The organism is Pelomonas nitida (genome assembly GCF_043555975.1).
GTDB lineage: Bacteria > Pseudomonadota > Gammaproteobacteria > Burkholderiales > Burkholderiaceae_C > Pelomonas > Pelomonas nitida.
On record NZ_JBIGIA010000029.1, the window covers coordinates 18,197 to 30,079 of the forward strand.

The window sequence follows — 11,883 nt, forward strand, 5'->3', positions numbered from 1 at the left end:
ATGAACATGTTTGATCCTGGCCGTCTCGTGATGGTCGACATTCCCGGCAAGTCACTGGACGCAGAGACCGCCGCCTTCCTGCGCGCGCAGAAGATCCGTTCGGTCTGCCTGTTCCGCAAGAACATCGGCAGCGAGACCGAGGTGCGCGCACTGATGCGCGACCTCATCGACGTGCTGGGGCCCGAGGCGCTGATCGGCATCGACCAGGAGGGCGGCGCCGTCGTGCGCGTGACCTTCCTGCCGCAGCCGCCATCCGCGATGGCGCTGGGCGCCGGTGGCGACGCCGATCGCGCCGAGGCCGTCGGCGCGGCCGTGGCGCGCGGGTTGAAGTCGCTGGGCATCAACTGGAACTTCGCGCCGGTGCTGGACGTCAACAACAACCCGGCCAACCCCGTCATCGGCGAGCGCAGCTTCTCCAACGACCCGGCCGAGGTGACCCGCCTGGCGGCCGCGTGGATGCGCGGCTCGCTGCGCGAGGGCGTGGCCTGCTGCGTGAAGCACTTCCCCGGCCATGGCGATACGCATGTGGACTCGCACCACGCGCTGCCGACGGTCGACAAGACGCGCGCCGAGCTCGACGCGCTGGAACTGGCGCCGTTCAAGGCACTGGCCGGCCAGGCCCCGGCCATGATGACGGCCCACATCGTCTACCCGCAGATCGACCCGGACCGACCCGCCACGCTGTCGCCGCAGGTGCTGGGCGGCATCCTGCGCCGCGACTGGGGATATGACGGCGTCGTCATCACCGACGCGCTGATGATGAAGGCCGTGGCCGAACGCTTCGGTTACGCGCGCTCCGCCGTCATGGCCATCGCGGCCGGCGCCGACATGGTGCTGGCGCAGGGCTCGCCGGCCGAGCAGCTCGTGGCCATCAACGCACTGCGCGACGCGTTCGCGAATGGCCAGCTGACCCAGGCGCAGGGCGACGCCGCCAATGCGCGGCTGGACCGCCTGGCCGCCGCTTACCCGGCGTGCTTTGCCGACGACACGGCTGCTCGCGCGGCCGACCATGCGCTCGTGGCCGAGGCCTGGGCCGCCGGCCTGACGGCACTGCGCGGCGCAACGCCGCCGGCACTAAAGGCGCCCATCCGCGTCATCGTGCAGGGCGACGTGCCGACCGACATGGTGTCGGAGGCCGGCCCCACCGGCCGCCAGGCGGTCGCGCTGTTCGAGGCGTTCACCGACGCGCAGATCCAGATGGTCGACGACATCGCGCAGCTGGACTGGCGGCAGGTGCCGCAGGACGGCCGCGTCAACGTGCTCGTCTCCACGCGACGCGCCCGTTACGGCCAGGCCGCAGCCACGTGGCGACCCGACCTGCACCTGGCGCTGTGGAACCCCTACCAGGCGCTGGACGTGGCCGGCCCGACGGTGCTGACCTGGGGCTTCGCGCCGGGCGCGCTCGCGGGTTTGAAAGCCTGGCTGGAAGGCAAGACGCAAGCGACCGGCCGCGCGCCGCAAGGACTGCAGTGATGGAACGCAACACCGACCCGGGCCGGGCGCCGGGCCAAGGCCACGCAGTGGCCCCCGAGGTGCTCGGCGGGCGACGCGCGCCAGCGACGCCGATGCGCTGGATTCCCACCCTGTACTTCGTGCAGGGCATGCAGTTCTTCGTCGTCATGCTCATCGCGGGCCTGATGTTCAAGAACCTCGGCGTGGCCAACGACCAGATCGCGCGCTGGACGGCCGTGCTGGGCCTGGCCTGGGCGTTCAAGCCGCTGTGGAGCCCGTTCCTGGAGCTGGCGCGCAGCAAGAAGCTCATCGTCATCGCGGCGCAGTACGTCGGCGCTGCGGGCCTGGGCTTCATGGCGCTGGCGCTGCACATCCCGCATTGGTTCGGCGCGGCCATCGTCGTGCTGTTCCTGATCGCCTACGCGTCGGCCACGCACGACATCGCCTGCGACGGCCTCTACATGGCCTCCCTCGACAGCAAGCGCCAGGCCGCCTATGCGGGCTGGCAGGGCGCCTTCTTCAACGGCGCGCGCTTCTTCATCACCGGCGTGGTGCTGAAGCTGGCAGGTTATCTGGAGGGGCAGATCGGCGTGTTCAACGCCTGGTCCAGCGTCTTCGTGCTGCTGGCCGTGCTCGTTGCGCTGCTGGCCAGCTACAACGCGCGCTTCCTGCCAGGCACGCTGACGACCGAGCACAGCGACATGACCGCGTCCGGCGTGGCGGGCATGCTGAAGGACGTCGTCCAGGACTTCGTCAAGAAGCCCGGCATCTGGCTGGCGGTGCTCTTCATCGTGCTGTTCCGCCTCGCCGAAGGTCAGGTGCAGACCATCGGCCCGCTGTTCCTGCTGGAAGCGCGCGACAAGGGCGGCCTGGGCCTGACGACCGGCCAGGTGGCCGACGTCTACGGCTGGGTGGGTACCGGCGCGTTTCTCGTCGGCTCGGTGCTGGGGGGGTATCTCACCAGCGCGCTGGGCCTGAAGCGCGCGATGCCGCTGCTGCTCATCGCGATGATGGTGCCCAACGGCACGTTCTACTACCTCGCCACGGCGCTGCCGCAGGACATGCTGCACATCGGCGCGGCCGTCGGCATCGAGATGCTGGGCTACGGCTTCGGTTTCGTCGGCATGATCCTCTACATCATGCAGGCCGTGGCCCCCGGCCGCTACCAGACGGCCCACTATGCGCTGGGTTCCGGCGTCATGCAGCTGGGCTTCATCTTCGCCAAGTTCATCAGCGGCGACATTCAGGTCTCGGTCGGCTACCAGCACTTCTTCGCGTGGACGATAGGCTGCGGCGTGCTGCCGCTGCTGTTGCTGCTGTGGGTGCCGATGCCGCGCGCGGCCAAGCCCGCCGAAGCGGTGCCCGCATGAAGGCCGGCCTGCTGGCCCTGCTGGTCGCCACAGCTCCGGCCTTCGCGGCCGGCGAGTTCTTCGACGACTTCGCGCAGCGGGACGTCGACGCACTGCGCGCCAGCGGCTGGGTCGTGCGCGACGGCACAGGCCACCCTGGCCTGGCTGGGTCGCGTTTCTCGCCGAGCCAGCTCAGCCTCGACGCCGGCCTGCTGACGCTCAAGCTGACGACCGACGGCACCAACGCCAACACGACGCTGGCGCAGCTGTGCGGGCCGCGCAAGTTCCTCGTCGGCACGACGACGGCGCGCGTGCGGCTGCGCGACACGCCGGGCTCGCGCGACCCCATCATCCAGAGCTTCTTCCTGGCCAGCCCGCTGAAGCACGACTACGACCCCGATTTCAGCGAGGTCGACTTCGAATACCTGCCGCACGGCGGTTGGGGCGAGCCCGAGACGCGTCTGTACGGCGTCAGCTGGCACACGGTGCGCATCGACCCCTGGCAGTCGTTCAACCAGGCCTCCATCCTGCAAGGTTCGTTCGACGGCTGGCAGCTGCTGACCGTGCAGGTCGAGGCCACGCGAACGCGGCATTACGTCAACGGCCGGCTGATCGGCGAGCACACCGGCCGCAACGTGCCCAACCAGCCGATGGCGATCAGCTTCAACCACTGGATCTCGGCCGGCTCGATCGTCGGTGCACCGCGTGACTACACGTTCGACGTGGACTGGGTGCTGCACGAGGCCGGCCGCACGCTGGTGCCGGCCGCCATGCAGGCGCGCGCTGCGGCGCTGAAGCAGCAGCGCGTCAGCCGGCGCGACAACATGCCCGACCTGGGCCTCATCAGCGAGTGCAACCTATGAAGCAGACCTGGCTTGCTGCGCTGGCGCTGGCCGCGCTGTCCGTGGTGGCGTCGTCGGCCGGCGCGGCGCCGCCCGCGCGGCCCGTGGTGGGCGCCTATGTGCTGGCCGAGCGCGGTGTGGGCGTCGTCGAGCAACTGCCGGCCGGCCGTGTGTCGCACCTGTTGTATGCCTTCTTGCTGATCTGCGGCGACGGGCAGCGGCCCCAGGAGGACGAGGCCTGTGCCGGCCGCCCGCCGTTCAGCATCGCGCCGCATGCGGACCAGGACACCTTCTCCGCGGCGTTCCAGCGGCTCAAGGCGCGCGATCCGCAGGTGCAGGTGCTGGCCTCGGTGGGCGGCTGGGGTGGGTCCGACCCCTTCTTCCACCTGGCCGCCACGGCCGAGGGCCGCCTCGCCTTCACCCGCGCGGCGATGGCGTGGCTGCGCGCCCACCCCGGCTTCGACGGCCTGGACATCGACTGGGAACATCCCGGCTCCAACGGCGCCGCCAACGGTGTGGCGCTGGGTGGCCCGCAGGATGGCGAGCATTTCGTGCTGCTGATGCAGGACCTGCGTGTGGCGCTGGACGCGCTGGGCCGCGAGCTGAACCGGACGTTCGCGCTGACAGTGGCCGTCAACACGACGCGCGAGCAGTTCGCGCGCATGCCCACGGCCATGGGCCGCGCGGCCCGCGCGCTGGACCTCGTCTTCATGATGACCTACGACTTCGCCGGCCCCTGGACGAAGACCGTCGGCCACCACACGCCGCTGCGCAGCGCGAAGGCGGGTGACGACCGCAGCCTGGAGGCGGCCGTGGCCAACTTGCGTGCCGAGGGCGTGCCCGCCGGCAAGCTGGTGGCCGGCGTGGCGATGTACGCGCGCGGCTTCGACGGCGTTGCGCCGGACGGCCATTACGAGCGGCCCTATCCCAGCGCCGATGGTTCCATCGCGTTCAAGGACCTGGGCTCGCTGGGCCTCAAGCCGCGCTTCGACAAGGCCTCGCTATCGTGGGCGCTGGTCGGCCCGGGCCGGTTCGTCGGCTACGACGACCCACGTGCGGTACGCGCGAAGGTGGCGTTCGCGAAGCGGGCCGGGCTGGCCGGCGTGTTCGCCTGGGAGCTCAACCAGGACAACGGCGCGATCCTGGACGCCATGCAGCCTGGGCCATGAACAACGCGGCGTCGCCGGTCGGCCGCATCGCATCGGTGGATGCGCTGCGCGGCCTGGCCGTGGCGGCGATGTTGCTCGTCAACAACCCGGGGGACTGGGGGCATGTCTACCCGGCGCTGCTGCATGCAGCCTGGCACGGTTGCACGCCGGCCGACCTGATCTTCCCGGGCTTCCTGTTCATCGTCGGCGTGTCTGCCGCGTTGAGCCTCTCACCGCGCGTTGCGCTGGGTGCGGCACCGGGGCCCTTGTGTGCCGCAGTGTTGGCGCGCGGGCTGCGCATCATCGCGCTGGGCCTGCTGCTGCAGGCGCTGGCCTGGGCGCTGCTGCACCGGCCCGAGTTCCGCGTCATGGGCGTGCTGCAGCGCATCGGGCTGTGCTTCATCGTGGCGGGCTGCGTGGCCGTGCGCTGGCGCGAGGCCTGGCAATGGGCGCTGTTGCTGGCGCTGCTCGTCGGCTACAGCGCGCTGCTGCGGGCCGGGGCCACGCTGGAGAAGCTCGGCAGCCTGCCGCAGCACGTCGACACCTGGGTGCTGGGCCGGACGGCCTACGAGTGGGATGCCACCACGGGCGTCGCGTTTGACCCCGAGGGCGTGCTGTCCACCTTGGGCGCGCTGGCGACGACGGTGTTCGGCCTGCTGTGCGGCGGGCTGCTGCGGCGTGGCGACGCCCGGGCCTTGGCGCTGACCGGCGCGCTGGCGGCACTGGCGGGGTGGGTGTGGTCGGCCTGGCTGCCCTGGAACAAGCAGCTGTGGACGCCCAGCTTCGCGCTGTGGACCGGTGGCCTCGCTGCATTCGCGCTGGCTGCGGCCCACGTTGGCATCGACCGGCTGGGGCAGCGCCCGTGGGGGCGGGCCTTCGGTCGCAACGCCATCGGTGCCTATGCCGGCGCCTGGGTGCTGAGTGTGCTGCTGGCGGCCACGGGCTGGGGCGAGTGGCTGTATGGCGTGGCGTTCGGGCCGCTCGGCGCGTGGTTCGGACCGCAGGCGCAGTCGCTGGCATTTGCGCTGGCCTTCGTCGCCGCCTGGGCCATCGTCGTGCGCGCGCTGGACCGGCGCGGTTGGTACTGGAGGGTCTGAGCGATGACGCCTGTCGAGGAGTGGCCGGCGGCGGACGCGCTGGCGCTGCGCGAGCGCCTGGCGCAGCACGCGACGCCCGTGCTGCTCCGCGGCCTGGTGGGCGGCTGGCCCGCGGTGCACGCGGGGCGCGCCTCGCCCATGGGCATCTGCGACTACCTCAGCCGATTCGACCGTGGCGTGGAGGTCTTCGCGACCAAGACACGCGCGTCGGCACGCGGTGTCATGGGCTACAACGACGCGCTCACCGATTTCGCCTTCGTGAAGGCGCGCATGACGCTGGCCGAGTTCATCGGCCACCTGCACGCCTACCGCTCGGCCGACACGGCGCCTGCCATCGCGGCCCAGTGCGCCAAGGTCGGCGAGGTCATCCCCGGCTTCCTCGACGAGAACCGCCTCGCCGCGCTGCCGGGCGTGATGCCCAACTTCTGGCTCGGCAACGCGCTGACCGTGCCGGTGCATCACGACCACCCGCACAACCTGGCCTGCGTGGTGGCCGGGCGGCGGCGCTTCACGCTGTTTGCGCCTGACCAGGTGGGCAACCTCTACATCGGCCCGCTGGAGCACACGCCCTCGGGCGCGCCCATTTCCGTGGTGCATCCTGACCCGCCTGATGTCGCCCGCTACCCGCGCTACCGCGACGCGCTGGCGTCGGCCGTCGTCGCCGAACTGTCGCCGGGGGATGCGCTCTACATCCCGCCGCTGTGGTTCCATCAGGTTCAGGCGCTGGAGAAGGTCAACCTGCTCGTCAACTACTGGTGGCCCGTCGCGGCCGCGCAAGACCTGCCCAGCCCTTCGGCGGCCTTGATGCAGGCGATCCGCGTGCTGAACGGCTTGCCGCCCGCCCAGCGCGACGCCTGGGCGGCGATGTTCGATCACTATCTGGTGCAGCGCGACATCGACCCCGCCGCCCATGTGCCCGACGCCTGGCAGGGTGTGCTGGCGCGGCGCCGCTGAAAGGAAGCGTCATGCAGCCGATGAAGGAACTGACGGGCGTGTCGCGCCAGCGCTTCGAGCAGGAGGTGCTGCCGCGCTACGAGCCGGTGGTGCTGCGGGGGGTGGTGTCGCACTGGCCGCTGGTGGCGCAGGGCCTTGCGGGCCTGGAGCCCTGCCTGCAATACCTGCTGAGCTTCGACGCCGGCCAGCCGGTGGATGCGCTGCTGGCGCGGCCGGATGCGGCGCGTGCCTTCACCTACCGCCCGGGCCTGGACGGCTTCAACTTCACGCACGACAAGCGCCCCTACGCAGCGCTGTTCGAGCAGCTGTGGCGTTACAGCCATTTCCCGGAACCACCCGCGCTGGCGGCGCAGAGCGCCTCGGTGCCAGACGCGCTGCCGGGCCTGGAGCGGGCCAACGTGCTGCCGCTGCTGGAGCCGGCCATCGCGCCGCGCATCTGGATCGGCAACCAAGCGACGGTGCCGGCCCATTTCGACGACTCGCACAACATCGCCTGCGTGGCCGCCGGGGCGCGGCGCTTCACGCTGCTGCCGCCGACCTGTGCGCCACTGCTCTACCTCGGCCCGCCGGACCATGCGCCCACACCGGCCCCCATGTCCGTCGTGCCCGACCTGCACCGCGCCGACCCCGCGCGCTTCCCGCTCGTGGCCGAGGCGCTGCAGCACGCGGTGGTGGCCGAGCTGGCACCGGGCGATGCGCTCTACATCCCGCCGCTGTGGTTCCACCAGGTCGAGGCGTTGGCGCCGCAGCTGAACATCCTGATGAACTACTGGTGGCGCCCGGAGGCCGCACCGGGCCGGCCCGACGACCTGCACCTCGCCGCGTTGCGCCTGGCCATGCTGGCGCTGCGCCACCTGCCCGACGCCGAGCGCGAGGGCTGGCGGGCGCTGTTCGGCCACTACGTGTTCGGCGCGCGGGGCGAGGCGCTGGCGCACATCCCGGCAGGCGAGCGGCATCTGTTCGGCGATGTGGACGCGGCGCATGACGCGACGATCCGCCAGGACATCGTCGATCAGCTCAAGCGCTGATCTGCGCGCACTGCGCTGGCCGTTTGCCGCCGCCATGAAAAAAGGGAGCGTGTGGTCACACGCTCCCTTCGAGCTTCGATCCGCTTGACCCGACCCGGGATCGCCGAGCCAGGTTGACTGCATCAGTACTTGACGCGAGCCGTCAGGTAGAACTGGCGGCCGTTCTTGTAGATGGCGCGCGGCTGCACTTCCGACGTGTAGTACTTCAGCTTGGGGTCGTTCAGGTTCTGGCCGTCCAGACTCACTGCGAAGTTGTCGCTGAACTTGTAGCCCAGCGATGCGGACAGCACGCCGTTGGCCTTCTGGTAGTAGTCCGCGCCGCGGTCCGCGCCGATGTAGATGTCATCGGTGTGGCTGTAGTTCAGGCGGGCCGAGAAGCGGTCGTTCTCGAAGAAGCCACCGAGGTTGTACGAGTTCTTCACGTTGCCGCGCAGCACGTGGCCGTCCTCGTCGTGACCGTCGGCCAGCGTGTAGTTGGCGCTGATGCCGAAGTTGCCCGCGATGGGCGTCTCGAACGCGAACTCGAGGCCTGTGACCGAAGCCTTCTTGTTCGTCGGGCCCGTCAGCGTGAACTGGCGGTTCACCAGCTGCGAGGCGCCACCGGCGGTGTTGGTCAGCATGGTCGGGTAGGTCGCGGTGAACGTGCCGTCCGTGATGTAGCTGCCCATTTCCATGTGGAAGGCGCCGATCGACGCGAAGGCGCGCGGTGCGAAGTACCACTCGACGTTGGCGTCGAAGTTGGTCGAGCGGATCGGCTTCAGTGCCGGGTTGCCGGCCGTGCCGCCACCGACGATGCTGTTATCCAGGTACATGCCGGCCGTGTTCAGGCTGACCGCGGAGGACAGCGCGGTGTAATCGGCGCGGGTGAGGGTGCGGCTCAGGGCCAGGCGGGCCACCACGTCCTTGGTCACGTCGATGCGGATGCTCGCACTGGGCAGGATGTCGGTGTAGCTCTGGCTGGCGGGAATCAGGTATTCCGTGCCCCAGGCCGACGTCACGCTGGTCCCGGACGATGCCGAGTAGCTCCAGGCATAGGAGGACTGCTTGGTCTTCACCAGGCGCAGGCCGGCGTTGCCGCTCCAGCCATCGCCCTCCAGGTTGCCCTGCAGATAGGCGGCCGTGGTGGTTTCCTTCACGCCGTACTCGCCCCCCTGGATGGGCGAATGGACCGCAGCGCCGACGCCGGAGGCGGTGTCGATGCGGTTGGTGTATTTGGCGTCGAAGGCCGCCAAGTCTTCGGGCGTGATGTAGGCGATGTTGCTCGGGACGCTGCCCCCCAAGCCGCTGGCGAAGTTGCCGGGGTAGTACTGCGTGAATTTGGGCGAGTTGGCGATGGCGTAGGACGACACGGCCGCGCCGCCCGTGCAGTAGTAGGACGCGCTCCAGGTGTACATCTCGGCGCCATAGGCCGTGCCGGTGCTGCAGCCCGGGCGCTGATTGACGGTTGAACCAGTGTGGCGGTCGTGCTTGGCGCTGCGCGCGCCGAAGGACAGGCTCTTCAGGATGCCGGCGTCCAGCGTGTACTCGCCATCCACCTGAGCCCAGGTGTCCTTGTCGTTGACAACAAGGTTCTCGACGCCGAAGACCCAGCCGAAGCCCATGCCGTTGGTGGCCGCCGTGCCCGGGTCGTTGTTGATGCCGGCGCCGGAGTTGACGCCCGTGAAGCTGAAAGACGGGGCTGCGCTCGTGCCGTTGAACGCATAGCCGGCCTTGGTCGTGTAGAGGTTGGCTTCGTAGACGTCCTGGGAGTCGGTCCGGCCCTTGCCGTTGGAAACGCCCGCGTTGGCGGACAGCTTCAGCGCATCGCTGACCTTCCAGGCGCCTTCCAGGCTGATGAAGTCACTCGATGCCGAGGCCTTGCGAGAAATCATGTCGTAGTAGCCGGCGGTCGACGGCGACGACCAGTCGAAGGTCGCTTTCGTCAGCGTCTTCACGCCCTTCTTGTCGGTGCTGATCTCGTAGTTCGACAGCGTGGCGCCGGCGATGTTGCCCGGCCGCGGCGCGATCATGAAGTTGCGGTTGTAGTTGTCCGCATCCATCTTGGACGAGAAGCCCGTCAGCGTGATGTCCACGCTCTGGGTGGGCTTGAACTCGGCGCGAACCAGGCCGCCCTTGCGTTCGCGTTCCTGGGTGAAGTAGGCGGCGCCGATCAGGTCTGGGGCGTACACGCCTTCCAGTTCCGGATGGGCCGTGATGAGCGCGCCGGCATTGGCGGCCGTCAACTGGTTGTAGCCCAGCGTTTCAACGCCATCGCGGCGCAGGCTGCGCTTTTCCGAGAAGGCCTGCACCAGCACGCCGAAGGTCTTGGCCTCGTTCTTGAAGTTGATCAACGCGCTCAGCTGCGGGTCGGTCTTCTTGGGCAGGTCGGCGTAGACGGCGCCGAGGCCGGCCTCGAAGGTCAGCGCGTTGGCGAAGTCGAGCGGCTTGCGCGTAATGATGTTCACCGAGCCCGCCGTGCCGCCTTCCACCAGCGAGGCCTCGGCGTTCTTGCGAACTTCAACACGGTTGACCAATTCGGAAGGCAGCAGCGAGTAGCTGACGCTGCGGCCGACGCCGGACCCCGATTGGTCCAACACGAACCAATCGCCGTTGGCGATGGCATGACTGTCCACCAGCGTCTGCGTCAGGCTGGGATTGGTGCCGCGCAGGCCGACGCGGTCGCGTTCGTCAAAGCCACCCGAGCCGCCGGACGGGCTGTTCAGGATGGTGACGCCTGGCACCCGGGCTAGCGAGTCGGCGACGTTCTTGTCCGGCATCTTGCCGATGTCTTCGGCCGAGATGACGTCGATGTGCGTATCGGCGTTGCGCTTGACGGCCAGCGACTTCTCCTGCGACGCCCGGATGCCGGTGACGGTCACCGCTTCGAGTTTCTGCGGCGCCGGCTGCTCTTGCGCCATGGCGACGCCGCTGGCGCTGAGCAGGGCGATGAGCACCGCCTGCGAAATGGGGGTCGGCTTGACCTTCATGAACTGTTCCTCGTTGTGGCCAATGAAATCGGGCGACGGTGGTGGAGCGGTTCGTTTGCATACCACCTTGATGCCGGTTGTCGCGCGCTTTCATCGGGGTGGCGGCGCAACCAGTGCAACGCCACTTTAACGATGGATAACGCCACTTTGCTACCAATTTGATGTGCGGGCTTTCCCCAGTGCCTTGGGCAAAAGCCAGCCGGCAGTCGCTGCTCTCCTGGGCGCGGTGCGGTTGGGTTTGCCAAGTGGTCTTGTTTTGGTCTGAATGTGCGGCGGCGAAGTCGTTGCTTTGTGGCGACTCCATGACGGCGCCGAAGCCTTGCTGATCGCTTGTGGTGTCGAGTCCGCTCAAGCAAAGCGCCTTTCGCTTGGCCGTGGGCCACCCATCGACGGGCCGGCTGCAATCTTCTTCAGGAAGTTGGTTGCGCCGCCAAAGTCGTGTGCTATAGTTGCGGGCTTGCCTCAGGAGGGGTGGCCGAGTGGTTAAAGGCAGCAGACTGTAAATCTGCCCGCATTGCGTACGCTGGTTCGAATCCAGCCTCCTCCACCAAGACCTTCATCGGTCGAGGTCAAGGCATCAAGCTCCCAGGGCGGGAGTAGTTCAATGGTAGAACCTTAGCCTTCCAAGCTAATGACACGGGTTCGATTCCCGTTTCCCGCTCCATTTGCGAGTGGCTTGGTCGGCAAAGCGTCGACACCGGTTTGCCGGCCTGCGGCTCAGCAATGAGTCTGGCGTCAAACCCGTGCCGATGCCCTTGTGGCTCAGTGGTAGAGCACTCCCTTGGTAAGGGAGAGGTCACGCGTTCGATCCGCGTCAAGGGCACCACAACTTTTCTCTTTTTCTACTCGTCTCAACGGGTTCGCCTCAGGAGCGCAAGATGGCAAAAGGCAAGTTTGAACGGACCAAGCCGCACGTGAACGTGGGCACGATCGGTCACGTGGACCATGGCAAGACGACCCTGACGGCGGCGATCGCCACGGTGCTGTCGAAGAAGTTCGGCGGCGAGGCCAAGGCCTACGACCAGATCGACGCGGCTCCTGAAGAAA

Annotated in this window: 9 protein-coding genes and 3 tRNA genes; 11 read left to right on the forward strand and 1 reads right to left on the reverse strand. The window is 68.6% G+C overall.

All coding sequences use genetic code 11. The annotated features are described in order from the left end of the window. The 7 genes from nagZ to ACG00X_RS23200 are packed head-to-tail and all read left to right on the forward strand — an operon-like array spanning nucleotide 1 to nucleotide 7,870. A complete protein-coding gene (gene nagZ / locus ACG00X_RS23170) occupies nucleotides 1-1,473 on the forward strand; it encodes a beta-N-acetylhexosaminidase (RefSeq protein WP_394492055.1) in 1,473 nt (490 codons plus the stop codon). Then, on the forward strand, nucleotides 1,473-2,822 hold the full coding sequence (locus ACG00X_RS23175) for an MFS transporter (RefSeq protein ID WP_394492057.1): 1,350 nt from the start codon (nucleotides 1,473-1,475) through the stop codon (nucleotides 2,820-2,822). Before nagZ ends, ACG00X_RS23175 begins: the two co-directional genes overlap by 1 nt. Next, the gene (locus ACG00X_RS23180; protein ID WP_394492059.1) at nucleotides 2,819-3,664 is read left to right on the forward strand and encodes a glycoside hydrolase family 16 protein; all 846 of its coding nucleotides are present in this window, start codon (nucleotides 2,819-2,821) and stop codon (nucleotides 3,662-3,664) included. Before ACG00X_RS23175 ends, ACG00X_RS23180 begins: the two co-directional genes overlap by 4 nt. After that, complete coding sequence (locus ACG00X_RS23185) at nucleotides 3,661-4,812, forward strand: glycoside hydrolase family 18 protein (protein WP_394492061.1); 1,152 nt, start codon at nucleotides 3,661-3,663, stop codon at nucleotides 4,810-4,812. Before ACG00X_RS23180 ends, ACG00X_RS23185 begins: the two co-directional genes overlap by 4 nt. Beyond that, nucleotides 4,809-5,888 carry an acyltransferase family protein gene (locus ACG00X_RS23190; protein WP_394492063.1) on the forward strand — a complete coding sequence of 360 codons (1,080 nt, stop codon included), beginning with the start codon at nucleotides 4,809-4,811 and terminating at the stop codon, nucleotides 5,886-5,888. Before ACG00X_RS23185 ends, ACG00X_RS23190 begins: the two co-directional genes overlap by 4 nt. Nucleotides 5,889-5,891: 3 nt before the next feature. Further along, nucleotides 5,892-6,842: a cupin-like domain-containing protein gene (locus tag ACG00X_RS23195; protein WP_394492065.1), complete on the forward strand. Its 951-nt coding sequence runs from the start codon at nucleotides 5,892-5,894 to the stop codon at nucleotides 6,840-6,842. An 11-nt stretch (nucleotides 6,843-6,853) separates the two neighbouring features. Further along, the gene (locus ACG00X_RS23200; protein ID WP_394492067.1) at nucleotides 6,854-7,870 is read left to right on the forward strand and encodes a cupin-like domain-containing protein; all 1,017 of its coding nucleotides are present in this window, start codon (nucleotides 6,854-6,856) and stop codon (nucleotides 7,868-7,870) included. Between the two features lie 122 nt (nucleotides 7,871-7,992). Here the strand turns inward: ACG00X_RS23200 and ACG00X_RS23205 are convergent, their stop codons facing one another. Continuing rightward, nucleotides 7,993-10,836, reverse strand: coding sequence for a TonB-dependent receptor (locus ACG00X_RS23205; RefSeq protein ID WP_394492069.1), 2,844 nt, complete (start codon nucleotides 10,834-10,836; stop codon nucleotides 7,993-7,995). Between the two features lie 465 nt (nucleotides 10,837-11,301). Between ACG00X_RS23205 and ACG00X_RS23210 the strand changes: the two genes are divergently transcribed. The 4 genes from ACG00X_RS23210 to ACG00X_RS23225 all read left to right on the forward strand — a co-directional run. Then, a tRNA-Tyr gene (locus ACG00X_RS23210) sits at nucleotides 11,302-11,386 on the forward strand. Nucleotides 11,387-11,426: 40 nt separating this feature from the next. Beyond that, a tRNA-Gly gene (locus ACG00X_RS23215) sits at nucleotides 11,427-11,500 on the forward strand. 87 nt (nucleotides 11,501-11,587) lie between these two features. Next, nucleotides 11,588-11,662, forward strand: a tRNA-Thr gene (locus tag ACG00X_RS23220). A 52-nt stretch (nucleotides 11,663-11,714) separates the two neighbouring features. Then, nucleotides 11,715-11,883: GTP-binding protein (locus tag ACG00X_RS23225; protein ID WP_394492071.1), on the forward strand; the 169-nt coding region annotated here is incomplete at its 3' end.

Bases quoted from the DNA above. Each gene is read 5' to 3' on its own strand.
- ACG00X_RS23195 (WP_394492065.1), top strand. From the start codon at position 5,892: ATGACGCCTGTCGAGGAGTGGCCGGCGGCGGACGCGCTGGCGCTGCGC.
- ACG00X_RS23180 (WP_394492059.1), top strand. From the start codon at position 2,819: ATGAAGGCCGGCCTGCTGGCCCTGCTGGTCGCCACAGCTCCGGCCTTC.
- nagZ (WP_394492055.1), top strand. From the start codon at position 1: ATGAACATGTTTGATCCTGGCCGTCTCGTGATGGTCGACATTCCCGGC.
- ACG00X_RS23175 (WP_394492057.1), top strand. From the start codon at position 1,473: ATGGAACGCAACACCGACCCGGGCCGGGCGCCGGGCCAAGGCCACGCA.
- ACG00X_RS23200 (WP_394492067.1), top strand. From the start codon at position 6,854: ATGCAGCCGATGAAGGAACTGACGGGCGTGTCGCGCCAGCGCTTCGAG.
- ACG00X_RS23190 (WP_394492063.1), top strand. From the start codon at position 4,809: ATGAACAACGCGGCGTCGCCGGTCGGCCGCATCGCATCGGTGGATGCG.
- ACG00X_RS23205 (WP_394492069.1), bottom strand. From the start codon at position 10,836: ATGAAGGTCAAGCCGACCCCCATTTCGCAGGCGGTGCTCATCGCCCTG.
- ACG00X_RS23185 (WP_394492061.1), top strand. From the start codon at position 3,661: ATGAAGCAGACCTGGCTTGCTGCGCTGGCGCTGGCCGCGCTGTCCGTG.